Genomic DNA, 23,959 nt, shown 5'->3' on the forward strand with positions numbered 1-23,959 from the left:
ATATTCATTTTAAAGTTCGACGCGACGTTAAACGCGTAACATTTGCATTGTGCAGTGCATCATTTGTTAACGGATGCATAAGACATTTCTCCTCGCAGACCGGTAAGCCGCCATTCGATGCGACAACAGCTGCGGAGACTGAAAAGCATGATGCTTGACTATAACTCCCTGTTGTTGGCGCTCGGCGTCTCCGCGGCCTGCCTTGCGGTGACGCTGATGGGCAGCTGGCTTGTCCGTCGCGCGGAAACCGTGCTGCTCACCGCCACCGTCGGCCTTATCCTCGTCGTCAGCGGCATTTTCGTCTATAGCGGCTATGTCAATACGCCCAAGACATGGCTCGGCGTTGCCAATTTCGTGCTGTTTCATGCCGGTTTTGCCACCATCTGGGGAGCAGGCAAACAATTCCTCACCGGCCGGATGTCTCTCCTTGCCATCGCGATCCGCGCGCTTGCGGCGATGGTCTTCTCCGTCGTGCCGATGCTATCGGGCTATGATGGCCTGGCTTTCATCGCCGACAATCTCGCCATCGCCCTTTTGCTCTTTGCCACCGCCCGGCAATATTGGCTCGCCCGCGCCGAAGCACCCGCGCCGCTCCTCGGCATTACCACGCTCTATACGCTGACGGCGATCTCCTTCGTTCTCTGCGCCGCCGTGCTGATCTCCGACGGCAAGCTGGTGCTCGGCAAAGCCCCCAGCAACTGGGCCGAAGATCTGAGCCTTGCCGTCTGCATTGCCGGCATGACCGGTATCGGCGCGCTGTCGCTGGCGCTGCATCAATGGCGGCTCGCTGCCCGCCATCGTCTCGATGCGATCACCGATCCGCTGACCGGCCTGCTCAACCGTCGTGCCCTCTTCGACCAATACGGCACGCGTCCGATGGGAACGACCACGGCCGTCATCGTCTTCGATATCGACCATTTCAAATCCGTCAACGATCGCTTCGGCCATGCCGCCGGCGACCGCGTGCTCAATGTCTTCGCCGGCGAGCTTTCGGCCCATTGCCGAACCTGCGACACCGCTGCTCGTCTCGGCGGCGAGGAATTCGTGCTGGTGCTGAAGGAGATCATGCCCGGCCGGGCGGAACTGACGGCCGAGCGCATCCGCAGGGCGTTCGAAGCGCGCGAGATCCATATCGACGACGAAGTGCTGACATGCACGGTCAGCGTCGGCGTCGCCCCCGGCCGTTCGAAGAGCTTGGATTTCGACGCCATGCTGAGTGCCGCCGACAAGGCGCTCTACGTCGCCAAGCGCGCCGGCCGCAACCGGGTCGAACTTGCCAGCTACCTCAAGGCGGTTCCCGTCGAAGCAACGCGCACCGCGTCTTGATTCCCGGCTGACCTCCCATAACATCGCCCTCGCCCGGATGCGGCCAGCCGCCCCGCGACGCTTTTGCGTTAAGGTGAATGCATCCAGACAACCTCAGCGAACATTCCGGCGACGCCAGCCCCGGCGCCAAGGCCTTCGTCCGCGTCGCCAATGTGGGGGCCTATCCGAACTCTCAGGCAAGGACTACCGCTACATGGTCACGGCTTGGCTCCCTCTTCTCCCCAGCGGGAGGTGGCCCGAAGGGTCGGATGAGGGGGCCACACGGCATTCCATTCATTGTCCTGCGCTTGCGCTCCGGACACTCGCGGCTTTGCCGCTCACCCCCTCAACCGCCTGCCGGCACCTTCTCCCCGCTGGGGAGAAGAGACGTGTAGCAGCGCCGTACGGTTTCTTCTTAGTCAGAGCAAGATATATCGGGGGAAAAGTTGCTAGCTGCTTCCTCCAGCTGTCCGGTCTAAAAGGGCGCAATGCCGGAGCCATGGGGTCGCGGACATGCTTGCCAGAGGAACATTTTCGGATGGTTATTCTATGAAAGGTACTGGAAGTTCCGAGATTGCATATCACAGGCCCTACCCATCTGCCTCACTCCCGAGGGTGACAACCTGACGCAAGGCGGTTTTTGTGGGTCATTTTCGCAGGCTTGTTCTTGTTGCTCGCTGTGAGCTCCGCCTGGCGCGCGTTCCGCACCCGGATGCTGGTAGCCGGAACGGCTCGCGCCGGCGCTATCGCTAAACTCCCGGTCGGCCACGAGGCGGACTCTGTCTTAGCCGGCCGAATGCGGGTCCATACTATAGGGATAGACCGGATAATCTGCCCCGATGGCACCTCGAACGCGGTAGGACCAGGCGGCGAAGGCGGGATAGGCTGCGAGAGAAAAGCCGCAATCCTCGGCCCGGTGGCTATAGGCGTAAACGGCGATATCGGCGATCGTCAGCTGCTGGTCGACAAGAAACAGGCTGTCGCTCAGGCTGCGATCGATGGCGGCAAGCGCGCGGGCTGCGGCTTCGCGCTTGCCCGCAATCATGCTCTGGTTACGCTCCAGCCGTCCGGTCAACGTCCAGAATCGCAGCGAGCCGATGACCGGCTCGACATGATACTGTTCGAAGAACAGCCATTGCATGACCTTGGCGCGCAGATAGTGGTCTGAAGGCAGGAAGCGTGTGCCCTCGGCGAGAAAAGTGAGGATCGCATTGGATTCGGCGATCGGACGCCCATCGTCGAGTTCGAGAACTGGGATGGCGCCCACCGGATTGAGTTTGAGAAACGCCTCGGTGCGGCTCTCGCCCTCGAAGATCGAGACGATACGGCTGCGGTACGGTATGTCGAGCAGGCCGAGCAAAACCCGGACCTTCCAGCCATTTTGCGACGGCATATAGTCGTGAAGCGTAAACATGACGGTCCTTTCGCGGCGATTGCCCAACATCGCATGCCCGCACGGGGCCAACCACCCGATTCCTGAAAGGCGCGGCGGATCGCCGAGAAGCAATCGTTCAGACGATCATCAGCGCCCGGACGAAGGCGACCGAGGCGAGTAGCGAGGCGATGGTCCGCACATGGTTCCACCACGTCCAGTCCCTGACATAGATGGTCCAGAGCTGAACCGCTTCCGTCCCGTTGCCGCCGACTTTTGCCAGCGCATCGTTCATCGGCACGTTGAAGATGATGGTCGAGAGGAAGGAGGCGAAGATGTAGAGGGCTGCACCCGCCAGCATCAGAAAGGATGCCCCGCCGCGCCAGTCGATCAGGGCGAGCACGGCGATGACGAGGCAGAGGATCGCCGTCGGCACGAAGAGGCCCATGAAGGGAGAGCGGACGATCGTCACGTTGATCGAGTTCATCGCCGCGATGCCTTGCTCCGCCGGGATGCGCGAGAAGGCGGCCATGATGAAGGTCGAGAAGGCAAAGAAGATGCCGGCGACGAGGCCGCTGCCGATCGCCGCGGCCACGAGGGATAGGATCAGGATGATCTGCATGTCAAAACTCCTCCCAAACTTTAAAAACAAGAGAAACTCTCCCATTTGCAAAATGCGATAATCTCTCTTATATTGTTTGTCAACGTGGAAAAGGAGAGAGCATGTCGGAACAGCCGGTCGCAACGCGCAGGCGCCAGCAGGAGTCGACCGGCCAGCTGCGCCGCATTCCCAGCCAGCAGCGCGGCCGCGAGCGCTTCGAAAAGATCCTCACCGTGGCCGCCGAGCTGATCGAAAGCCATGGCAGCGACGGCTTGAAGATGAGCGAGATCGTCGAAAAGGCCGGTCTCTCCTTCGGCGCCCTCTACCAATATTTCCCCGACAAGACCTCGATCATCCGCACATTGGCCGAGCGCTTCAACCAAGAGGGCAGGCGGTGCGTCGAAGCGGAACTGGCAAAGGTGACGGACGCTGCGGCCCTGCAGGGCGCGCTCGCCACTATCGCCGATGAATATTACGACTTCTTCCGCCGCGAGCCTGTGATGCGCGACATCTGGCATGCGACCCATACCGACAAGCTGCTGCAACAGGTCGATGCCGAGGACATGGAATTCCATGCCCAGGCATTTCTCGCCGTGCTTATCCGCCTATGGCCGGATCGCGACCGCAGGGAGCTGCTGGCGATCGCCCGGCTGACGATGCAGCTGCTTGCCGCCGCCGTGCGTTACGCTGTTTCGCTGAATGCGGAAGAGGGTGCTCAGGCGATTGCCTTGTTCAAGAAGATGCATATCGGCCCTCTGCTGTAATAGCCCCGCCTTTTCGTCTGGAAACGGCGGGCTCTTGCTGCTATTCCCGCAAGGATCCAAGCCGAAGGAGAGCCGCATGATCCAGACCACATTTCCCGACCGCGCCGTGATGGCCGAATTGTTGGCCAAAATGCTCTGGGAGATCAGGGCGGTGCATTTCAACGCCACCCAGCCTTACAAACTCGCCTCCGGCATGGCGAGCCCGGTCTATATCGATTGCCGCAAGCTGCTCTCCTTCCCACGCATCCGCTCGACGGTGATGGATTTCGCCGCCAGCACCCTGCTGCGCGATGCCGGCTTCGAGCAGTTCGATTGCATCGCCGGCGGCGAGACCGCCGGCATCCCCTTCGCCGCTCTGCTGGCCGATCGCCTCGGCCTCCCGATGATTTATGTGCGCAAGCAGCCGAAGGGCCATGGCCGCAATGCCCAGATCGAAGGCAACATGCCGGAAGGCTCGCGGGTGCTTGTTATCGAAGACCTGACGACGGCTGGCGGCAGCATGTTCAAGTTCATCGATGCCGTCCGTGCCGCCGGCGGCATCGTCGATCATGGCATCGCGCTGTTCTTCTACGGCATCTTCGGCGAACAGCGCTTTGCCGATGGCAAGGTCAGGCTGCATCACATCGCCACCTGGCGTAATGTTCTGGCCGTTGCCAAAGAACAGAAGCTCTTCGACGACAAGACGCTGTCGGAAGTCGAGGCCTTCCTCGACGCGCCGCTGGCGTGGTCGGGAAAGAATGGTGGCGTGAGTGAGCTTTCGCTCTAGCCGGTTGACAAAAGCTCGCCTAGCCGGTTGATGAACGTATAGATGCTGTTGGGAGGAATACGATGATTTTGTGCTGCGGCGAAGCCCTGATCGACATGCTGCCGAGGGACACCACCCTCGGTGAAAAGGGCTTTGCGCCCTATGCCGGCGGCGCGATCTTCAATACCGCCATCGCGCTCGGCCGCCTCGGCATCCCCACCGCCTTCTTCACCGGCGTTGCCGATGACATGATGGGCGAAATCCTGCTCGAGACGCTGAAGGCGAGCAATGTCGATTACAGCCCATGCGCCATCACGCCGCGTCCCTCGACCATCGCCTTCGTCAAGCTGGTGAATGGCCAGGCGACCTATGCCTTCTATGACGAAGGCACCGCCGGCCGGATGATCACCACGGCCGACCTGCCGGATCTCGGCGACGATTGCGAGGCCTTGCATTTCGGCGCGATCAGCCTGATCCCCAGCCCCTGCGGCGAAACCTACGAAGCCCTGCTCGACCGCGAAGCCGCACGCCGCGTCATCTCGCTCGATCCGAATATCCGTCCCGGTTTCATCAAGGACAAGCCGTCGCATATGGCCCGCATCAAGCGGATGGCCGCGAAATCCGACATCGTCAAGTTTTCCGACGAAGATCTCGAATGGTTCGGCCTGCAGGGCGAGCATGATGCGCTCGCCGCCCATTGGCTGAACCACGGCGCCAAGCTCGTCGTCATCACCAAGGGCGCGGAAGGCGCCTCCGGTTATACCAAGGAACGCAAGGTGACGGTGCCGAGTGAGCGCGTCACCGTCGTCGACACGGTCGGCGCCGGCGATACATTCGATGCCGGCATCCTGGCGTCGCTGAAGATGGACAATCTGTTGACCAAGGCACAGGTCGCCAATCTCGATGAGCAGGCCCTGCGTAACGCCCTGGCGCTTGGCGCCAAGACCGCCGCCGTCACCGTCTCCCGCGCTGGCGCAAATCCCCCTTGGGCGCGCGAAATAGGCCTCTGAGGCTCATTCGATCCGGTCGAGAAAGGCGCGGACCTCGCGATTGAAGAGGTCCGGTTGCTGCAGTGGCGCAAAATGGCTGACGCCGGGCAGCAGCACGAACTCCGCATCTGGGATCGTCCTTGCCAGATAATCGGCATGCTCAGGCTTGATGAATTCGTCGTGCTCGCCGAGCACGATGGAAACCGGCACCTTGATGCCTGCGAGCTGCTCCGTCGAATAATTCGGCTCCGTCGACATCATCTTCGAGACATCGGCGACAAAGGCTTCGAACTGGTCGGAAGTTGCCGATAGCGCCTGATAATCCTTCCCGTGGCGGCTGAAGCAGTGCTCGATGACAGGCGTCGCCTTGAATTCCTTGGTGCCGCTGGGATCCATGTTGCAAGCGAAGAAGAATACGCCGCAGACGCGCTCCGGCTGCTGGTCGGCGAGGATCAGCGCCGTGCAAGCGCCGTCACTCCAGCCGACGAGGGCCGCTTCCTCAACTCCGATATGATCCATGATGGCCAGCACGTCTGAGGCCATCAGGTGATAGGTGTAGGGGCGCTTATCGCGCGTGCTGCGGCCATGCCCGCGGCTGTCGATTACCAAGACCCGATGTCCGGCGTCGATGAGCGCGGGAACCTGATAACCCCAATTGCCGCTATTGCCGAGCCCGCCATGCAGCAGAATGACAGCCGGGCCGGCACCGTAGCTCGCGTACCAGATACGGGCACCCTCGTTTTCGACGAAACCCTGCTCATTTGTGGGGGGCAATGGCAGCGCGCCGTTTGCCTCAAAGTTCACCAGTTCGTTATCCGTCGCGGTCATCGCTTTCTCCTCTGTCGGACCTTCTATGGACGACGACATGCCCTGCGATTCGACAGGGTCAAATAAAAAACCCGCCCGCGTGACTGAACTGACCCCCGAAAGTTGGACATCCAACCTTCGGGGGTCAGTTCAGACGGATGGGCTTCGCTAACAGCGTAAATGCCGACACGGTGCGGAGTTCGGCCGCGCTGGATTCGTCTCGACCTTGTTCAGCGCGTTGGGCAAGGCATTTCGGGATAGGTTTTAAGTGAGGGTTCTGCCGTGCGGCCCCCTTCCGCCTGCCGGCACCTTCTCCCCGAGGGGAGAAGGGGATATGCGACAACGTCTCGATTCCCTCTTGTCCCCAGGGGATCCGAAGGATGGGTCGGCCCGAAGGGTCGATGCGCGAGCACGGGTCGGTGCCGACCGATCAAGAGACGATCCGGGAGTCACGCTCCGGTTGACGCTCGGGAGCAAGTACCAAGTCCCGCAGGAAGTTTTCGCACCAGAGTGAGACGTCGTGGGTTAGCAGATGCTCCATCATCATGCTCCAGCGGTCGCGGCGCTCCTCCAGCGACATGGCAAGGCCACGGGCGAGGGCATTGGCGGTGCCTTCGACATCGTAAGGATTGACCAGCAGCGCGCCCTTCAACTCGCGTGCCGCACCGGCGAAGCGCGATAGCACCAATACGCCCGGGCGATCGGGATCCTGGGCGGCGACATATTCCTTGGCGACGAGGTTCATGCCGTCGCGCAACGGCGTGACCAGCCCGATCGTTGCCAGCCGGTAGAGGCCGGCGAGCACGTTGCGGCTGATCGATCGGTTGACATAGCGGATCGGCACCCAGTCGACCGTTCCGATGGCGCCGTTCACCCGGCCGGCCTGTTCGGCGACCATCTTCTGCATATGCTCGTATTCGGGAACCTCCGATCGCGATTTCGGCGTGACCTGCAGATAGGTGACCTTGTTCTGGTAGCCAGGATTGCTGGTGAGGAAGCGTTCGAACGCTTCCAGCCGCTGAATGATGCCCTTCGAATAATCGAGGCGGTCGACCCCGATGATCATGGCCCGGCCTTCGATGCTGCGCCGGGTCTTCTGCACCATGATATTGCTTGCGGCTCTCTCGGCGAATTCGGCGAAACCAGCGGTTTCGATCCCGATCGGATAGGCGCCGGCCTTGAATATCCGCCCATGGGAATCGAACAATCCATTTCCAAGGTCGTCGCCAATTCCCTCTCTTCTAAGATAACCGGCAAAGTTCTGGAGGTCGTAGTCGGTCTGGAAGCCGACGAGATCGTAATGCGACAGCCCGCGCATGATTTCCTCGTGGACGGGCATCGTGACCAGAATGTCGGCCGGCGGCCAGGGAATATGCAGGAAGAAGCCGATCCGGTTCTTCAGCCCCATTTGGCGGAGTTCCGCCGCCAGCGGAATGAGGTGGTAATCATGAACCCAGATGATGTCGTCCGGCTCGATCATCGGCGCTAGCCTGTGAGCGAAGAAGCGGTTGACGCGGAAATATCCGGCCATTTCCTTCCGGCCATATTCGGCGAGGTCCAGTCGATAATGGCAGATGGGCCAGAGAACGCGGTTTGCGAAGCCGCGATAATACTCCTCGACGTCGGTGTCGGTGAGATCGGTCAGCGCATAGGTGATGTTGCCTTTCTGCATCTGCGACAGCGGGCCAGGTTCCCTGTCCCCGCTTGATTCTCCCGACCATCCCATCCAGATGCCGCCACGCTCCTGCAGGGCTGCCTGCAGCGCGACGGCCAGGCCGCCGGCAGCGGCGCTCCCATCTTTGGCCGGCATGGGAACACGATTGGAAACGACGACAAGACGGCTCATAAGCTTCCTTTGGTGAAGATGGGACATGAAAACGCTGTGTGACGAGCGTCTCGGGGTCTCCTGAACTTGGCGCGGCCATGCAGTGAAGGCGCCGACATCGACAGAGCCGACCGGGACGCGAGCGGCCCAAGGCGAACAAGGAACGGAGCACTCCGCACAGATTTTGCTTAAATCTAGGGCGATTCCCCCGAATTGAAAGAATTCATTCTACAATTTTTGATTAGAAGAACATTCAATCCGGTTTCGCACGACGAAGCCCATTGTGCGGATGCACAGAGCCGGCTGGTATTAGTGCATCATTTGCGGCGCAACGACGATGTTGGCGGCAGTCGGCACTGGGCGCGTGGGACCGGCCATTGAGCCGGAGCCAGCGTCCGCCCCTCATCCGCCTGCCGGCACCTTCTCCCCGAGGGGAGAAGGGAATATGCCGTGACCTCTCCGTTCCTCACCCGCCTCTCGCAGGGCACGTCCCCTCTCCCCGTAAGAACGGGGAGAGGGTTAGGGTGAGGGGCAATCTCGAATGCTTACTTCGCCAGCTTCGCCAGCGCCGCAACCAGGCCCTGCGTCGAGGAGTCGTGCGATGCGGCGCTCTCCTTGCCCTCGACGACCGGCAGCAGGCCCGTCGCCAGTTCCTTGCCGAGCTCGACGCCCCACTGGTCGAAGGAGTTGATGCGGAAGAGCACGCCTTCGACGAAGACGCGGTGTTCGTAAAGCGCAATCAGCCGGCCGAGCGCATAAGGGGTCAGCTTGTCGTAGACGAAGGTGATCGACGGACGGTTGCCGGTAAAGACCCGGTGCGGCGCGATGAAATCGGCTTTCTTGTCGTCCATGCCCTTGTCGGTCAGCTGCTTCTTGGCTTCTGCGAAGGTGCGTCCCTTCATCAGCGCTTCCGATTGGGCGAGAACATTGGAGATCAGCAGCTGGTGCTGATGGCGCAGCTCGGGCTCGAAGGCGTTGGCGGCGATCATGAATTCGGCCGGGATGATGCTCGTGCCCTGATGGATGAGCTGGTAGAAGGCGTGCTGGCCGTTGGTGCCGGGCTCGCCCCAGACGACCGGGCCGGAATTGCCTTCAACCGGCGTGCCGTCGATGGTGACGCCCTTGCCGTTCGATTCCATGTCGAGCTGCTGCAGATAGGCCGGGAAGCGCGACAGGCGCTGGTCGTAGGGCAGGATGGCGCGGGTGGGGTAGCCGAGCACGTTGCGATGGTAGAAGCCGATCAGGCCAAGCAGCATCGGCAGGTTTTCGGTAACCGGCGCCTGACGGAAATGATTGTCGACGGCATGCGCGCCGTCGAGGAACTTGCCGAAATTCTCCGGTCCGACGGCGATCATCAGCGGCAGGCCGATCGCCGACCAGATCGAGTAGCGGCCGCCGACCCAGTCCCAGAAGCCGAAGACGCGGGCGCTGTCGATGCCGAAGGCGGCAACCTTGTCGAGCGCCGTCGAGACGGCGGCGAAGTGGTGCTGCACGGCGGCTTCGCCGAGCGCCTTGGCGATGAAATTGCGCGCCGTCTGCGCATTGGTCATCGTCTCCACGGTGGTGAAGGTCTTCGAGGCGACGATGAACAGCGTCGTTTCCGGCTGCACCAGCTTCAGGATGTCGGCGATATGGGCGCCGTCGATGTTGGAGACGAAATGGGCGCGCGGACCGTCATGGAAGGGGGCAAGCGCCAGCGTCGCCATTACCGGGCCGAGATCCGAGCCGCCGATGCCGATATTGATGACGTCGGTGATCGCCTTGCCGGTGGCGCCCTTCAGCGTGCCGGAGCGGACGTCGTCGGCAAACTTGCCCATGGCGGCAAGCACCGCATTGACGTCGGGCATGACGTCCTTGCCGTCGACCAGCACCGGTGTGTTGGAGCGGTTGCGCAGCGCGGTGTGCAAAACGGCGCGATCCTCGGTGAAATTGATCGCCTTGCCGGAGAACATTTCCTCGCGCTTCTTTTCGACGCCGCCTTCTTCGGCAAGCCTCACCAAGAGCTTGAGGATCTCGTCATTCACCGCCGTCTTGGAAAAATCCATCAGCAGGTCGTCAAGCCGGACGGAAAAACGCGAAAAGCGCTCGGAATCGGCGGCGAAGGCCGCACGGATATCGGTTGCCTTGGTGGCATCAGCGGTGCTTTTCAGCTGTTCGACGATGGCGTTCATGGGAGGCTCCTTTGGAGGCGGAAAGGTTGCGGAAACTATTCGCTTTCTCACCCGCAAATCAAGTTCAGCCACCTGCCGAAATGGAAAAAAGCCAGCCGCGGCGGAGCCGATGGCTTTAATTTCATCAGGTTGTCAAATTCAGCCGCGCAGGTCCTTGCGCAGGATCTTGCCGACCGGCGACTTCGGTAGCTCGGTGCGGAATTCGATGAAGCGCGGGCGTTTGTAGTTGGTGAGGTTGGCGATGCAATGGGCTTTCACCTCGGCTTCCGTCAGGTTCGGATCCTTCCTGACCACGAAGAGCTTCACCGCCTCGCCCGAATGTCCGTCCGGTACGCCGATGGCCGCGGCCTCGAGGATGCCGGCATGCATGGCGGCGACTTCCTCGATCTCGTTCGGATAGACATTGAAGCCCGAGACCAGGATCATGTCTTTCTTACGGTCGACGATCTTGGTGTAGCCGCGTTCGTCCATGAAACCCATGTCGCCCGTGCGGAAGTAGCCGTCTTCGGTCATCGCCCGCGCCGTCTCTTCGGGCTTCTGCCAATAGCCGGCCATCACCTGCGGCCCGCGGATGCAGATCTCGCCGACCTGGCCGAGCGGCAGCGAATTGCCCTCCTCGTCGCGGATATCGAGCTCGGTGGAAGGAAGCGGCAGGCCGATCGTGCCGGTGAATTCGGGCGAATCGAAGCGGTTGGCTGTGGCAACAGGCGACGTCTCGGAAAGGCCGTAACCCTCCGTCACCGCCGTACCCGTCATCTTCAGCCAGCGCTCGGCGACCGGACGCTGGACGGCCATGCCGCCGCCGAGCGACATGATCAGCGAGGAAAAATCGAGCTTGGCGAAATCGGCATTGTTCATCAGCGCATTGAACAGCGTGTTGAGGCCGGGAAAGATATGCACTTTCGACTTTTCGAATTCCTTGACGAGACCGGGAATGTCGCGCGGATTGGCGATCAGGATATTGTGGGCGCCAAGCGACATGCCCATCAGCGAATTCACGGTCAGCGCAAAGATGTGGTAGAGCGGCAGGGCGCAGAGGAAATTCAGCACCTCCGGCTCCTTCTTGCGCTCGAAGGCCGACCGCAGCCAGAGCGACAGCTGCGCCTTGTTGGCAAGCAGGTTCTGATGCGTCAGCACCGCGCCCTTGGCAACGCCCGTCGTGCCGCCGGTATATTGCAGGAAGGCGATATCGCTGCCAACAAGTGTAACCGGCTGAAGCCCCTTTGCCGCCCCTTCGCGCAGCACTTGGCCGAAGCTTTTGTGCTGAGGGATCGACCAGGAGGGAACGAGCTTCTTCACCTTGCGCACGGCGAAATTGACGATCAGCCCCTTCGGCCCCAGCATTTCCCCGAGCGAGGTGACGACAACATGGCGCAGATCGGTCTTGTTGAGGACTTGCTCCACCGTGCGGGCGAAATTCTCCAGCACGAAGATCGCCTTGGCGCCGGAATCCCGCAACTGGTGTTCGAGCTCGCGCGGCGTATAGAGCGGGTTGACATTCACCACCACGAGGCCGGCGCGCAGGATGGCGTAGGTCGCGATCGGATTCTGCAGCACGTTCGGCATCATCACGGCGACGCGGTCGCCCTTTTGAAGGCCGGTGCTCTGCAGCCAGGCGGCGAGTTTGCGGGTCTGGCTCTCCAGTTCGCGGTAGCGCATCGCCTTGCCCATGCTGGAAAAGGCGGTCCGGTCGGCGTAACGGGCGCAGGATTTTTCGAGCAGTTCTGTAAGCGAGGCATATTCCAGCGGCGGAATCTCTGCCGGAACGATATCGGGATAGGCGGCAAGCCAGGGCTTGCCGGGCTTGGCTCCGTTCGGATGGACGGAAATTCTGTTCATCTGTCTCTCTCCCTTGCCGCCGCCGCCGTGGCCGAGCCGGCAATCGACTGGCCCGCAATTGACTGGAAGAGTCCTCCATCTTCCAGTCCGGCAGCTTATGCCATTGCCTGAACGGTTCAAGCCGAATGAAGCTATACTAACCTTGACGTAAACGTCAACATTTGGGCGCCGCGCCATCGTCGGCAGGTGGGGAACTTTGAATCCGCCATGACGTTGATCTTGCATACTCACCATGAGCAATACCAAAAGGAGGTGCACAATGTTGAACCAGGATACTGACGCCACCCGCCGTGACCCGAATGTCAAGGACACGCATTCGCTGATTGCCAGCGACCGCGTCGAAGGCACCCGCGTTTATGGCGCCGATGGTAAGCATATCGGCTCGATCGAACGCCTGATTATCGGAAAGCGCGATGGCCGTGTCGCCTATGCCGTGCTGAGCTTCGGTGGCTTCCTGGGCATTGGTCACGATCACTACCCGCTTCCCTGGGAAAAGCTGAACTACGACACCCAGTTGGATGGCTATCGCATCGACCTGACCAAGGAGCAGATCGAAGGCGCCCCGAGCTATTCGGACGATGACGACACCTGGTACAACGACAATGGCCGCCGGGTCTATGACTACTACGGCGTGCCGCCCTACTGGAGGTAACGTCGTCCGATAAGCCGAGCTGGAAGGGCCCCGGATGCGGGGCCTTTTTGGTGTTTGGTGACGATAGTTACCTCTTGTCGTCTGCGCCGACGACTGCCCCTCACCCTAACCTACCAGGGTCGAGCCACTCGTCTCGACCCGTCCTTCGGACCCCCGTAAAAACGGGCAGAGGGGACGTGCCCTGCGAGAGGCTGGCGGGGAACCGAGACGTCGCGGCATAACCCCTTCTCCCCAGCGGGGAGAAGGTGGCCCGAAGGGTCGGATGAGCGACTATCTGGGTTGTCAAGTTGCGCATTCGAATTCTCTTCGCGCATCCCGTGCTTTTGCATTGAGAATGACCAGCAGTTTTCGGGCGAGCGCAATGCGGATAACCATTTTTGGCTTGCCAGCGCTCTGCAACCTTTGCCTGAAGGCAGCCAAATGCGGATCGTACCTGGCCGCGGTGGCGGCGACCAGGAACAGGATGCCACGCGGTCCGGAGCGCCCGCCGCGCACCGGCCGGGGTCCGCTGCGTTTGCCGCTATCGTTGGCAATCGGCGCCAGGCCGGCCAGTTTGACGATCGCCTTGTTGGAGATTCGGCCGATTTCGGGCAGTTCGGCCATCAGCCGGGCAACGGTACGGTCCGCCACCCCCTTGATCGAGCGAAAGGCTTGGTTGAGGCAGGCCCAGAGCGGATCGTCGTCGATCATCGAGGCAATCTCGCCCTCAAGGGTGCGGCTCTGGCGCACCAGAAGCGCGATCACTTCGTCGAGGCTTGCCACACTCTGCTGATCGCGGGCAGCACTGCGGCGCTGCCTCTGGACGGTCAGATCGCTGGTGACCTGAGACAGCCGCGTCATCAGCGCCGACAGCCGCAGCTGCGCGGCTTTCGGCGGCGGCAGGGCAGACAGCCGCCTGGCCTCGGCATAATGGGCGATCATCGCCGCATCGATCCGGTCGGTCTTTTCCAGAAAGCCCATGGCCTCGGCAAAGCGGCGCACATGGCGCGGATTGGCAAGCGCGCAGGCGATCCCCAACTCCCACAACAGCAGGAAGGCCGAACGCTCGTAGCCGCCCGACGCCTCCATGACGACGAGCTCGACACCCTGCTCCCGGCAGAGCGCAGCCAGCGCGCCGATGCCGGCCGCATCGTTGCTGAAACGCTCAAAAACCCCGGACGGGCGGATAAACGCATCCAGCCAGTCCTTCGAAACATCCACTCCACATATAACTCTGTTCACGGTAACCTGCCTTGTGCGTGCGGTTGAAGCCAAGCGACTATTCGGTCGTACGTGACGATGACGAAGATCCCAGGCTCATCCACGGTTGTAACCGGAGGGGGAAACGGGCGACTTCGTCACGCCTCTGGCTGGGTGGCCACCCAGCCAGAGGCTCAATCGCTTCCATCGCACATAAAATCTAACATGCAGATACAAGGGGCTGTCCTAGCGCCCGGCGGTGAGATCGTTGGCCGACCGTAGCACTGTACCGATGACAATGTCATTGACCGAAATAACCTTTGCCGTCTTGACCGCAAACACATGGCTCTCTTCCGGCAGCAGCGTCACCAGCATCGTGTCGACGACGGCATTCGGATCCAGTCGGTCGGCCATCAGGCAAAGATCCTTGAGGAAGTTTTGCGCCGTCACTTTGACCTCATAGCCGCCCTCGATCCCGATGACATCGACCGCAAGCCGCGGTGCTAGCAAGGCAAGCTCGATATCCTCGACGAAATAGTGGAAGGCCCGCCTGTCCAGCATCTCAACGACGATGACCTCGTTCTTCGGTAAGCCAGGAGTGACGATATCCTCGGGCAGCGGAAATTCCTTTGCCTCGAAGCGGTCGCAGAGCAGGCGCCAGAATTCGAATTCGGCAAGCACGGTGCCGTCGAGCGTCATGCGTTTGCCGCTGATCTTCGCCCGCCAGAACAGCGTCCGTTCATTGACCGCCACCGCCGCAAGTCCGCCGGCGCGCGGCTGGATCGTCAGCAGGCGCGGATCATAGGCTGCCTTCAGCGCATACCAGAGCGGCTTGCGGCGTCCGGCCGAATCGAGCGCTGCCCATGAGGTCACCGGCCAGCAATCGTTGAACTGCCAGACCACCGCGCCCTTGCAGATACTCCGATGCGAGCGCATGTGCTCGACGCCGAAACGGATGGCGCGTGCTTGGTTGAGCTGGGTGGCGAAGTGCCAGTCGTCCATCGTCTTGGGCTCCGGCAGATGGCCGGACAGGCCGCCGATCAGCTTGTCATTGCCACCTGTCGCCTTCTGATGGTGGAAGACGCCGTTCGATTGCGGCGTCAGTGGCGCATCATGCACGCTTTCTTCGATCGTCGCCCAGGCGGCCGGCGCCTGCCAGCCGAATTCGGAGCAGAAGCGCGGGATATAATTTCGGTAGAACTCATAGCCGACATCGTTCCACACGTCCCAGATATGTTTGCAGCCATGTGCGTCGGCATTAGGTTCGATCTCCAGCGAGCCGGAATAGGGACTGCCGGGATAATAGGGCCGGTCCGGATCGAGTTCGGCTGAGAGTTTTGGCAGCAGGTCGAGATAATAGCCGAGCCCCCAGCTTTCACCGGGCTTGATGATCGGCCGCCAGCCCCATTCGTCGAAGCCCCAGATGTTCTCGTTATTGCCGTTCCAGAGGACGAGCGAAGCATGCGGCATCAGCCGCACGACATTGTCGCGCACCTCCGCCTCGACCTCGCTTCTGAGCGGCTCTTCCTCCGGATAGGCGGCGCAGGCAAAGAGGAAATCCTGCCAGACCAGCATGCCGGCCCGATCGCAGGCCTCATAGAATTCGTCGGCCTCGAAGATGCCGCCGCCCCAGACGCGCAGCATGTGGATATTGGCGGACTTTGCCTCCTCGATCCGCGCGGCATAACGCTCGGGCGTCAGCCGCGGGGGAAAACAATCGTCCGGAATCCAGTTCGCCCCGCAGATGAAGAGCGGCACGTCATTGATGACGAAGGTAAAGGCTGACCCATGTTCGTCGGCCGAAGTATCGAGCCGCAGGGAGCGGAAACCCAGCTCCCTTTCAAAGCCATCGAGCACATCGTCGCTGGCATCGTCGATCAGCCTGAGCGCCATCGGATAGAGCGGCTGGGCACCGAGATGGTGCGGCCACCAGAGCTGCGGCGAGGGGAGAACAAGCTCGAACGCGACCTCGTCTTCGCCAGGCCCGATCGCCACTGTTGTCGTCACGCAGCCGATTGCTGTGACGAGCCTCAACGCCGTCTTGTCGCTATAGCGCGCCAGCCGGGCATGCACCTTGACCAGTCCGTCACCACCGGCAAGCGTTGCCGACACCCTGGTTTCGGCAAGGCGTGCCCGGTCCCAGCTTTCCAGCCGGACCGGCTTCCAGAGGCCCGCCGTCACCAGCGTCGGCCCCCAGTCCCAGCCGAAATTGCAGGCCATCTTGCGCATCAGATTGCCCGGTCCCGGATAATTGTTGGGACGGTAGCCATAATGTTTTTCCATCTCCGCGCCATAGGCGTAGGCGGAGCGGAAGATGACCGTGAGTTCGTTGGCACCCGATTTCAGCAATCCCGAAACATCGAAACGATAGGTGCGGTGCATGTTGAAGGTACGGCCGATCTCTTCGCCGTTGAGCGATATCACCGCAACCGTATCGAGCCCCTCGAAGACGAGCTCCTGCACCCTGGCATCGTCAGGCATCGCCTCGAAGCTGCACCGATAGGTCCAGTCGGTCTTGCCGATCCAGTCATTGGTGATCTCGTTGACGTCGATATAGGGATCGGGGATCAGCCGATTGGCGAGAAGGTCGAGATGCACGCAGCCCGGCACCGCCGCGGGGATTGCAGCCGGCAGGCCGGGCCTTGCTGTATCGTTACAGGAGAGCGTCCAGCCCGAATTGAGCGCAGTCTTTTCGATCATGGCGGGCTCCTGAATGATGCCGCTTGAAGCTGTGGGATTATCTAGGATTGGAATGTATCGGGCGTTCGGCGTCTGATGCCTCAGAGAAACCGGCCGTGGCGCTGCATCACCTCGACCTTGTAGCCATCGGGATCGCTGATGAAAAAGAACAGGCCAAAGAGCTTGCCGTCGCGGTTGAGCTCCACCAGTTCACCGGGCTTCAGCCCGAGCTTTGACAGCCGCTCGCGCTCGACCGCCACCTCTTCGACGGAGACGGCGAGATGGCCATAGGCATTGCCGGGATCGTATGGCGCGGTCCGGCCCTTGTTGACGGTCAGTTCAAGCTCGAAGCCCGTCTCGGCATTGCTCATATAGATCAGCGTGAAGGTTTCGAAATCGACGCGGTCGGCGACCGAAAGACCGAATGCCCTCTCGTAGAATTCAACAGAGCGCGCCTCATCGAGAACGCGGATCATGGAGTGGATCATTTTCGCCAAGTCTGCCTCCCATTCCACCACAGCGCCGCGCGTCTTTTTAGACGCGCAAAGGACGCTGTAGCACTTTGAATTGCTGCGGCAGTCTTGGTACCCGTCCTTTTACGCCGCGCGCAAGCCGATTCTTCGGGTAATCGCCGCTTCGACGAGACCCATGGCGTCATAGATCAGCACCGCCATCAGGCCGACGATCAGGCCGCCCTGTAGGATGAAGGCGGTATTGTCGGAGATCAGCCCGGCGATGATGACCTCGCCGAGGCCCTTTGCCGCAACCGTCGAGCCGATCGTCGCCGTGCCGATATTGATGACGGTCGCGACCTTCAGCCCCTCGAGGATCAGCGGCAGGGCCAGCGGCAGCTCGACGCGAAACAGTCGCTGTGTGCCGTTCATGCCCATGCCGTCGGCAGCATCGAGAACCTGCGGCGAAACCTGCTTCAGCCCGGCGACGGTGTTTTCGAAGATCGGCAGCAGGCCGTAGAGAAAGAGCGCAATCAGCGTCGGCATGGCGCCGAAGCCGGTCGCCGGAACCGCGAGCGCCAGCACTGCGACCGGCGGAAAAGTCTGCCCGGCATTAGCGATGGCGCGCGACAGCGGCAGGAAGTCAGCCCCGCTTTCCCGCGTCACGAAGATGCCGCCGATAACGGCCAGCACGGCGCTGCAGACGATCGATCCGATCACCAGCTGCAGATGGCCGGCGGCCAGCGAAGCAAGGCTGTTCTGCGTATAGACGGCAGGCGCATTGTTGCTGGTCAGCGGCGTGAGCATGAAGGAAAGCCACTCCGTCCTGAACAGCAGGATCAAGAGCAGGGCCAGCGCCGCCAGGCGGAAGAGATTGGCGACAACGAGTTTCATGCCTTGCGGCCCAGTTCGAGCAGCCGCGTCATCGAGATCGATCCCACAGGCGCCTTTTGTGCATCCTGCACCGCCGCCTCGTCGACCCCCTGCCAGATCATCTCAGCCAATGCGTCGCGGAGACTGAGCGACTGCGGCAGGGCATAGGCGAGACCCGTCTTGGCCGGCTCCATGCTTTCCTTCAGCGGCAGCAGCGACATCAGCTTCAGCGCCCGGTCGGAAGTGCCGGTCAATTGTTGCACGAAGGGATCGGCGGGTTCGGTGAGGATCTTTTCCGGCGTCGAGCATTGCAGCAACCTGCCCTCGCTCATTACCGCGATCTGATTGCCGAGATGGAAGGCCTCGTCCATGTCGTGGGTGACGAGAATGACCGTGGTGCCGAACTGCTTCTGGATCGCCAAAAGGTCGTCCTGCGCCTTGCCGCGGATGACCGGATCGAGCGCGCCGAAGGGCTCGTCCATCAACAGCAATTCCGGTTCGGCCGCCAGCGCCCGGGCGACGCCGACGCGCTGCTGCTGGCCGCCGGAGAGCTGGTGCGGATATTTGTCGGCAAATGTTGCCGGATCGAGGTTGAAGAGCCCGAGCAGTTCCTCGACCCGTTTGGCGATACGCGTCGAATCCCAATCGAGAAGCTGCGGCACCGTGGCGATATTCTGCGCCACGGTGCGGTGCGGAAAAAGGCCGTGCCCCTGGATCGCATAGCCGATCTTGCGGCGAAGCTCCGTCACCTCAACGTCGATCACATTCTGCCCGCCGACGAAGATTTCACCCTTGGTGATCGGCACCAGCCGGTTGATCATCCGCATCAGCGTCGATTTGCCGGAGCCCGAGGTGCCGACGATGACGGTGATCTCACCCTTCTCGACGCTCATCGAGACGTTGTCGACGACGGTGGCGGCGCCATAGCGCTTGGTGACGTTCCTGATCTCGATCATGGTCATGCGGCAGATCCCCGGATGCTTTCGATGACCGCATCGAGGATGACGGCCGATGAGAAGGCGAAGAAGACAGTCGGCACGGCGCCGAGCAGGACGAGGTCCATGGCCGTCTGGCCGAGCCCTTGGAAGATGAAGATGCCGAAGCCGCCGCCGCCGATCAGCGCGGCGATCGTCACCATGCCGATCGCCTGCACCAGCACGATGCGGATGCCGGTGAGGATGACGGGAAAGGCAAGCGGCATGTCGATGCCGGTCAGGATCTGCAAGCGCGTCAGCCCCATGCCGGCCGCAGCGTCCCGCACCGATGGATCGACGCCCTGAAGACCGACGACGGTGTTGGCGACGATCGGCAGCAGCGAATAGAGCACGAGCGCGATCAAGGCAGGCGCCGTGCCGATGCCGCGAATGCCGATCGCGGCGGCGAGCGGCACATGGGTGGCGAGATAGCCGAGCGGCAGCATCAACAGGCCGAAGAGCGCCAGACTTGGGATCGTCTGGATGAGGCTGAGCCCCTGCAGCACGATGGCCCGTAGCTTCGGCACCCAGAAGCTGAGGATGCCGAGCGGCAGGCCGAGAACAATGGCGATGGCAAGCGAGCCGAACGCCAAGAGCAGATGCGAGATCGCCTCCGTCTCGAACTGCGGAGCCCGCGTCGAGAATTCCTTCATGATCGAAAGGCTGTCGAGGAGGCCGGAGGAGAGCGAGACGAAGAGCAGCGCCGTATAGGCGGCAAGGGCTGCGATCCGCATCCAGGGCGCCAGGCGGATCTTCACCAGCGCATCCGATATGACGAGGCCGATCACCGCAAATAGCACCCAGAAGCCACCGCCGGGCGTCATGCGCGCCACCGTGCTGCCGGCCGGCGTTGCCGCGGTCGAGACGAGGCCGATCGCAACGATCAGCGCCACAAGGCAGAGTGTGGCGATGACAAGCCGCGCGATCGCATGGCGTAGGAACAGCGTGGCAAAGGCGGTGAGAAGGAGAAGCATGGTCAGGATGATGACGGAAGGCTGGGGAAGAAGCTGCATCAGCAGCATCGGCTTGCCGGCGGCGATGCGGTTCGCCTTCACATAGATGAAGGGCATCAGTGCTGTCGCCGCGATGCCGCCGGCCACCAAAACCACGCCGAGCCGGTCCAGCTTGCGGACCGCTAAGGTTTCTTCCATCAAATCAACCCTGTCTGGCCAACATCAGCCCAACCCTATCAGCAAAGGGAGGCTCCGCCCGCAATCGGGCGGAGCGAGCGATGATTACTTCAGGAAGCCCTTTTCCTTGAGATAGGCTTCGGCGACGGACTTTGCCGGCTCGCCATCGACCTGGATCTTGGCATTGAGCTTGCGCAATTCGTCGGCGGTCAGGCTCTTGAAGATCGGCGAGAGCACTTCCTCGATCTTCGGATTGGCCTTCAACACCTCTTCGCGGATGATCGGCGTCGGCGCATAGACCTGCTGCACGTTCTTGTCGTCTTCGAGAACGGTCAGTTGGGCCGCTTCGATCGCGCCGTCGGTGCCGTAGACCATGGCGGTGTTGACGCCGTTCGTCTGGTCGGCGGCCGCCTTGATCGTTGCCGCCGTGTCGCCGCCGGAAAGAACGACCATCTGGTCGGGCTTCAGCTGGAAGCCGTAGGTCGTCTGGAAGGCGGGAAGCGCGCCGGCCGAATTGACGAATTCGGCGGAGGCGGCAAGCTTGGCGGCACCGCCGCCGGCAACCCATTTGCCGAAGTCGGTGAGGCTCTTCAGCTTGTTCGGGCCGGCGACGTCGCTGCGCACGGCGAGCGCCCAGGTGTTGTTGGCAGGCGACGGTGTCAGCCAGACGATCTTGTTGGCATCGTAATCGAGCTTCTTCGCTAGCTCATAGCCCTGGTCGATGTTCTTCCACGCCGCGTCATCGGCCTTGTTGAAGAAAAAGCCGGCATTGCCGGTATATTCGGGATAGATGTCGATTTCGCCTGATGTGATCGCCTTGCGCACCACAGGTGTCGCGCCAAGCGCGATGCGGTCCTGCGTCTTGATGCCGTTCGCTTCGAGAGCGAGCGCAATGACGTTGCCGAGCAGCGTGCCTTCCGTGTCGATCTTCGACGAGACGACGACGTCGGCGGCATGGGCCGCGCCCACCGCGAAGGCGGAGAGCGAAACGGCAAGTGCGAGTTTCTTCAGCATGGAATATCCCCTTGTTAAACACCATTGAGTGAGGCCCAAGCCCTTGGCGGAGGCTTGCGCGCAGGAAAACCCGCCGGCGAGGGCGGTGAGGCCGCCATCATGCCGGAATTGCGTGCGTGATGGAAATAGCGTGCATGCCCGAAAAATCGATGCAAGGCCCCTCCAGTATTTGCGGTCACGGCATGATTATGGCGGCGAATGCACCTCCGCGCGCGGAAACGCATTCCTTTTCCAAGGCCGGCGCGATTTGTTTTTGTCCCCTTGCGTGTTTCCACGATATTCCCGGGCTCTGTTGCGGATTCCCGCCGCCCGGATTTTTCTGTGATCGAACGATAGCCCGGCTCTGCGGAGGCAGGGATATCTTTTTTCATGAACACATCATATCGTCCGGTTTTTCCAGCGCTTTCCGGAGTTGACCGTTTGCATCTTGGTGCCCTGTTCATCGCAAGCCATGTCCTGACCTCCGGGTCGGTCCGCGAGACCGCGCGGCGCTTCCAGCTGTCGCCCTCCACCGTCTCGACGGCAATCCATAATCTCGAGACCGAACTGGCGATGAAGCTGACGGAACGTGCCTCCGGCGAGCTGGCGACGCTGATTGCGAGCGGCAGGGTGCTGGAAGGCTTGGAGCCGATCATGGCTGCGATCGGTGAGCTCGGTCAATGGGCCGGTCACGACGGCGCCGGCGCCGAGATCGACGAGGCGTGGGCATCCCGCATTCCCGTCAAGATCGTCACCATGGAGCGTTTTCTGGAGGTTGCCGACCAAGGCAGCATCAACCGGGCCGCCCGCCGCCTGCGCCTCGGTCAGCCGCAGCTTTCGCTTCAGCTTGCCAATCTTGAGAAATTTATGAGCCATCGCCTGTTCGAACGGCAGGCGCAGGGGTCGGTGCTGACGGAGGAGGGCAGGCGCGCCTACCTGATCTTCATGGCGATCAGCCAGGCGTGGAACGATCTCAAATCGTCGGCCGATGAACGTTATCGGCGTACCGCCCGGTCGCTGCGCATCGGTTCGATCATCCCGACCGGATCGGAAAGCTGGGTGGCCCGCTGCCTGGGCACGCTGGTTTCGGAATGGAATCTGCGCCGCAACAACAACGCGATTTCGCTGGTCGCGATGACCGCCGACGATCTGCGCGAGGCGCTGAAGAGCGGCCGCATCGATGTCGCTATCCTGGATTCGGTCTTCGGGCTGGAAAACTTCCGCCATCGCGAATTGCTGCAGACCGACATGGTGGTGATCGCACCGCCTGATAGCGACGAGACCAGCGTCGCTGATCTCGTCGCCGGCCACCCGATCTGCATGCCGAGCCTGCGCACCGGCCTCGGCCATGCGGCCATGGCCTTCAACTATGAGCGCGCGCCAAACCGGCGCCTGCGCGGCCAGGATATCACCGCGGCGGATTCGCTGCCTGTCATCGTCGACCTCGTCGCCAATCACGGTTACGTATCATTCCTCGGCCGGGTCAGCGCCATACCGATTGCCGACAAGGTGCGTATCGTCGATCTCGACGAGTATCTGCCGATGTCTTATCACGTCGCCTTCAACCATCGCAAAGCCGCCGCCGATGCCTGCACAATGATCATCGAGTCGGCGGCGAGAATTACGTCGGAATCCGTCGTACGAACCATAAGGCCGGCGGATGCCGGAGCCAGGGAGACTGCAGCGTGACGATCTTGCTTGAGGTATGCGTGGACAGCGCCGAGGGCCTCGCCGCCGCGATCGAAGGTGGCGCCGGGCGCATCGAACTCTGCTCGGCGCTGGAACTCGGCGGCTTGACGCCGCTGCCGAGCCTGATGCGGATCGCCGCCAGGGCCTCCATTCCGGTCTACGCGATGATCCGCCCCCACGCCGGCCCCTTCATTTTCGACGGAGCAGACGAGGAGGCGATGATGATCGATATCGAAGCCGTGCGCACATCGGGCCTTGCCGGCGTTGTCATCGGCGCCAACCGGCCGGATGGTACGCTCGACATGCCGCTGATCCACCGTTTGAAGGCACATGCGGCCGGCCTCGGCTCGACGCTGCATCGCGCTTTCGATCTGGTGCCGGATGCCGACCAGGCGCTGGAGCAGGCGGTCGAGCTCGGCTGCGAACGCATCTTGACCTCCGGCTGCGCGCTGAAGGCGGCGGATGGCCTCGACACGCTGAAGCGCATTTCGGCAAAGGCTGCCGGCCGCATCGTCATCATGCCCGGCAGCGGCATCCGCCCGGCCAATGTCGGCCAGATATTGAAGGCGACCGGCGCCCGCGAGATCCACGGTTCCTGCAGCTCGCCGGTCGAAAGCGCCGATCCACGCGCCGTCGCCTTCGGCTTCGAGGCGAGGAGCACGAACAAGACGGATGTCGCCGTCGTCAGGCAGATGCGCCGTGAGATTGAGGCGGTTGGTTAGACTTGTGGCCTGGGCCGAGCCACAGGTCTTGACCCGTCCTTCGGACGGACATGCCGTGACCTCTCGACTCCCTCTTCTCCCCAGCGGGGAGAAGGTGCCCGTAGGGCGGATGAGGGGGCCGGCGAAGCCGGTATTTTACAACGCCTATGCGGGGTTTCACCGGTTCGTGTTGTCTTAGGGCGTTGCAGTCGGCGTCGC

General features: G+C 61.8%; 21 protein-coding genes and 1 pseudogene. 8 read left to right on the forward strand and 14 right to left on the reverse strand.

Features of this window, described 5'->3' with window-relative positions:
• Positions 1–147: 147 nt before the first annotated feature.
• The gene (locus tag N2600_RS00615; RefSeq protein WP_260297680.1) at positions 148–1,326 is read left to right on the forward strand and encodes a GGDEF domain-containing protein; all 1,179 of its coding nucleotides are present in this window, start codon (positions 148–150) and stop codon (positions 1,324–1,326) included.
• 89 nt (positions 1,327–1,415) lie between these two features.
• Positions 1,416–1,522 (forward strand): annotated as a pseudogene (locus N2600_RS00620) (glyoxalase superfamily protein); the annotation flags it as partial.
• Between the two features lie 567 nt (positions 1,523–2,089).
• On the opposite strand, the gene N2600_RS00625 reads toward N2600_RS00620, so the two are convergent.
• A complete protein-coding gene (locus N2600_RS00625) occupies positions 2,090–2,719 on the reverse strand; it encodes a glutathione S-transferase family protein (RefSeq protein WP_260297681.1) in 630 nt (209 codons plus the stop codon).
• A gap of 97 nt (positions 2,720–2,816) precedes the next feature.
• A complete protein-coding gene (locus tag N2600_RS00630; protein ID WP_170263581.1) occupies positions 2,817–3,299 on the reverse strand; it encodes an anthrone oxygenase family protein in 483 nt (160 codons plus the stop codon).
• A gap of 101 nt (positions 3,300–3,400) precedes the next feature.
• Between N2600_RS00630 and N2600_RS00635 the strand changes: the two genes are divergently transcribed.
• The 3 genes from N2600_RS00635 to N2600_RS00645 all read left to right on the forward strand — a co-directional run bounded on the left by N2600_RS00635 (position 3,401) and on the right by N2600_RS00645 (position 5,797).
• The gene (locus tag N2600_RS00635; protein ID WP_222386656.1) at positions 3,401–4,042 is read left to right on the forward strand and encodes a TetR/AcrR family transcriptional regulator; all 642 of its coding nucleotides are present in this window, start codon (positions 3,401–3,403) and stop codon (positions 4,040–4,042) included.
• 76 nt (positions 4,043–4,118) lie between these two features.
• Positions 4,119–4,808, forward strand: coding sequence for an orotate phosphoribosyltransferase (locus N2600_RS00640; protein ID WP_162119307.1), 690 nt, complete (start codon positions 4,119–4,121; stop codon positions 4,806–4,808).
• Between the two features lie 62 nt (positions 4,809–4,870).
• The gene (locus N2600_RS00645) at positions 4,871–5,797 is read left to right on the forward strand and encodes a carbohydrate kinase family protein (protein WP_222386657.1); all 927 of its coding nucleotides are present in this window, start codon (positions 4,871–4,873) and stop codon (positions 5,795–5,797) included.
• Between the two features lie 3 nt (positions 5,798–5,800).
• Here N2600_RS00645 and N2600_RS00650 read toward each other — a convergent pair whose 3' ends face one another.
• The 4 genes from N2600_RS00650 to N2600_RS00665 all read right to left on the reverse strand — a co-directional run bounded on the left by N2600_RS00650 (position 5,801) and on the right by N2600_RS00665 (position 12,418).
• Positions 5,801–6,604 carry an alpha/beta fold hydrolase gene (locus N2600_RS00650; protein ID WP_222386658.1) on the reverse strand — a complete coding sequence of 268 codons (804 nt, stop codon included), beginning with the start codon at positions 6,602–6,604 and terminating at the stop codon, positions 5,801–5,803.
• A gap of 409 nt (positions 6,605–7,013) precedes the next feature.
• The gene (gene otsA, locus N2600_RS00655; RefSeq protein ID WP_260297682.1) at positions 7,014–8,429 is read right to left on the reverse strand and encodes an alpha,alpha-trehalose-phosphate synthase (UDP-forming); all 1,416 of its coding nucleotides are present in this window, start codon (positions 8,427–8,429) and stop codon (positions 7,014–7,016) included.
• Positions 8,430–8,953: 524 nt separating this feature from the next.
• Positions 8,954–10,579: a glucose-6-phosphate isomerase gene (gene pgi / locus N2600_RS00660; protein ID WP_260297683.1), complete on the reverse strand. Its 1,626-nt coding sequence runs from the start codon at positions 10,577–10,579 to the stop codon at positions 8,954–8,956.
• Positions 10,580–10,717: 138 nt separating this feature from the next.
• Positions 10,718–12,418: a long-chain fatty acid--CoA ligase gene (locus N2600_RS00665; RefSeq protein ID WP_260297684.1), complete on the reverse strand. Its 1,701-nt coding sequence runs from the start codon at positions 12,416–12,418 to the stop codon at positions 10,718–10,720.
• A gap of 259 nt (positions 12,419–12,677) precedes the next feature.
• Between N2600_RS00665 and N2600_RS00670 the strand changes: the two genes are divergently transcribed.
• Complete coding sequence (locus tag N2600_RS00670; protein WP_260297685.1) at positions 12,678–13,070, forward strand: PRC-barrel domain-containing protein; 393 nt, start codon at positions 12,678–12,680, stop codon at positions 13,068–13,070.
• Positions 13,071–13,352: 282 nt separating this feature from the next.
• Here N2600_RS00670 and N2600_RS00675 read toward each other — a convergent pair whose 3' ends face one another.
• From N2600_RS00675 to N2600_RS00710, 8 genes are all read right to left on the reverse strand, one after another.
• Positions 13,353–14,291: an IS110 family transposase gene (locus N2600_RS00675; RefSeq protein WP_260109994.1), complete on the reverse strand. Its 939-nt coding sequence runs from the start codon at positions 14,289–14,291 to the stop codon at positions 13,353–13,355.
• 204 nt (positions 14,292–14,495) lie between these two features.
• On the reverse strand, positions 14,496–16,949 hold the full coding sequence (locus N2600_RS00680; RefSeq protein ID WP_260297686.1) for a glycoside hydrolase family 2 protein: 2,454 nt from the start codon (positions 16,947–16,949) through the stop codon (positions 14,496–14,498).
• An 80-nt stretch (positions 16,950–17,029) separates the two neighbouring features.
• Entirely contained in the window at positions 17,030–17,425 is a 396-nt protein-coding gene (locus N2600_RS00685) for a VOC family protein (protein WP_260297687.1), read from the reverse strand.
• 99 nt (positions 17,426–17,524) lie between these two features.
• Complete coding sequence (locus N2600_RS00690) at positions 17,525–18,274, reverse strand: ABC transporter permease (protein ID WP_260297688.1); 750 nt, start codon at positions 18,272–18,274, stop codon at positions 17,525–17,527.
• Complete coding sequence (locus N2600_RS00695; RefSeq protein WP_170279121.1) at positions 18,271–19,215, reverse strand: ABC transporter ATP-binding protein; 945 nt, start codon at positions 19,213–19,215, stop codon at positions 18,271–18,273. Before N2600_RS00695 ends, N2600_RS00690 begins: the two co-directional genes overlap by 4 nt.
• A complete protein-coding gene (locus tag N2600_RS00700) occupies positions 19,212–20,378 on the reverse strand; it encodes an ABC transporter permease (protein WP_222386666.1) in 1,167 nt (388 codons plus the stop codon). The genes N2600_RS00695 and N2600_RS00700 overlap by 4 nt, the downstream gene beginning before the upstream one ends.
• Positions 20,379–20,462: 84 nt before the next feature.
• On the reverse strand, positions 20,463–21,371 hold the full coding sequence (gene osmF, locus N2600_RS00705) for a glycine betaine ABC transporter substrate-binding protein OsmF (protein ID WP_162117020.1): 909 nt from the start codon (positions 21,369–21,371) through the stop codon (positions 20,463–20,465).
• A gap of 14 nt (positions 21,372–21,385) precedes the next feature.
• Complete coding sequence (locus tag N2600_RS00710; protein ID WP_260297689.1) at positions 21,386–21,742, reverse strand: hypothetical protein; 357 nt, start codon at positions 21,740–21,742, stop codon at positions 21,386–21,388.
• Between the two features lie 49 nt (positions 21,743–21,791).
• On the opposite strand from N2600_RS00710, the gene N2600_RS00715 reads away from it, so the two are divergent.
• A complete protein-coding gene (locus tag N2600_RS00715; protein ID WP_260298862.1) occupies positions 21,792–23,039 on the forward strand; it encodes a LysR family transcriptional regulator in 1,248 nt (415 codons plus the stop codon).
• Positions 23,036–23,761 (forward strand): copper homeostasis protein CutC, encoded by a 726-nt coding sequence (locus tag N2600_RS00720; protein WP_260297690.1) that lies wholly within the window; start codon positions 23,036–23,038, stop codon positions 23,759–23,761. The genes N2600_RS00715 and N2600_RS00720 overlap by 4 nt, the downstream gene beginning before the upstream one ends.
• The last annotated feature ends 198 nt before the right edge of the window (positions 23,762–23,959 follow it).

It is taken from the genome of Rhizobium sp. WSM1274 (assembly GCF_025200775.1).
Classification (GTDB): domain Bacteria; phylum Pseudomonadota; class Alphaproteobacteria; order Rhizobiales; family Rhizobiaceae; genus Rhizobium; species Rhizobium leguminosarum_I.

What these genes read in the sequence shown, in the direction of transcription:
- N2600_RS00615 (WP_260297680.1), top strand. Translation starts at nt 148, where the DNA reads ATGATGCTTGACTATAACTCCCTGTTGTTGGCGCTCGGCGTCTCCGCG.
- N2600_RS00625 (WP_260297681.1), bottom strand. Translation starts at nt 2,719, where the DNA reads ATGTTTACGCTTCACGACTATATGCCGTCGCAAAATGGCTGGAAGGTC.
- N2600_RS00630 (WP_170263581.1), bottom strand. Translation starts at nt 3,299, where the DNA reads ATGCAGATCATCCTGATCCTATCCCTCGTGGCCGCGGCGATCGGCAGC.
- N2600_RS00635 (WP_222386656.1), top strand. Translation starts at nt 3,401, where the DNA reads ATGTCGGAACAGCCGGTCGCAACGCGCAGGCGCCAGCAGGAGTCGACC.
- N2600_RS00640 (WP_162119307.1), top strand. Translation starts at nt 4,119, where the DNA reads ATGATCCAGACCACATTTCCCGACCGCGCCGTGATGGCCGAATTGTTG.
- N2600_RS00645 (WP_222386657.1), top strand. Translation starts at nt 4,871, where the DNA reads ATGATTTTGTGCTGCGGCGAAGCCCTGATCGACATGCTGCCGAGGGAC.
- N2600_RS00650 (WP_222386658.1), bottom strand. Translation starts at nt 6,604, where the DNA reads ATGACCGCGACGGATAACGAACTGGTGAACTTTGAGGCAAACGGCGCG.
- otsA (WP_260297682.1), bottom strand. Translation starts at nt 8,429, where the DNA reads ATGAGCCGTCTTGTCGTCGTTTCCAATCGTGTTCCCATGCCGGCCAAA.
- pgi (WP_260297683.1), bottom strand. Translation starts at nt 10,579, where the DNA reads ATGAACGCCATCGTCGAACAGCTGAAAAGCACCGCTGATGCCACCAAG.
- N2600_RS00665 (WP_260297684.1), bottom strand. Translation starts at nt 12,418, where the DNA reads ATGAACAGAATTTCCGTCCATCCGAACGGAGCCAAGCCCGGCAAGCCC.
- N2600_RS00670 (WP_260297685.1), top strand. Translation starts at nt 12,678, where the DNA reads ATGTTGAACCAGGATACTGACGCCACCCGCCGTGACCCGAATGTCAAG.
- N2600_RS00680 (WP_260297686.1), bottom strand. Translation starts at nt 16,949, where the DNA reads ATGATCGAAAAGACTGCGCTCAATTCGGGCTGGACGCTCTCCTGTAAC.
- N2600_RS00690 (WP_260297688.1), bottom strand. Translation starts at nt 18,274, where the DNA reads ATGAAACTCGTTGTCGCCAATCTCTTCCGCCTGGCGGCGCTGGCCCTG.
- N2600_RS00695 (WP_170279121.1), bottom strand. Translation starts at nt 19,215, where the DNA reads ATGACCATGATCGAGATCAGGAACGTCACCAAGCGCTATGGCGCCGCC.
- N2600_RS00700 (WP_222386666.1), bottom strand. Translation starts at nt 20,378, where the DNA reads ATGGAAGAAACCTTAGCGGTCCGCAAGCTGGACCGGCTCGGCGTGGTT.
- osmF (WP_162117020.1), bottom strand. Translation starts at nt 21,371, where the DNA reads ATGCTGAAGAAACTCGCACTTGCCGTTTCGCTCTCCGCCTTCGCGGTG.
- N2600_RS00710 (WP_260297689.1), bottom strand. Translation starts at nt 21,742, where the DNA reads ATGAAAAAAGATATCCCTGCCTCCGCAGAGCCGGGCTATCGTTCGATC.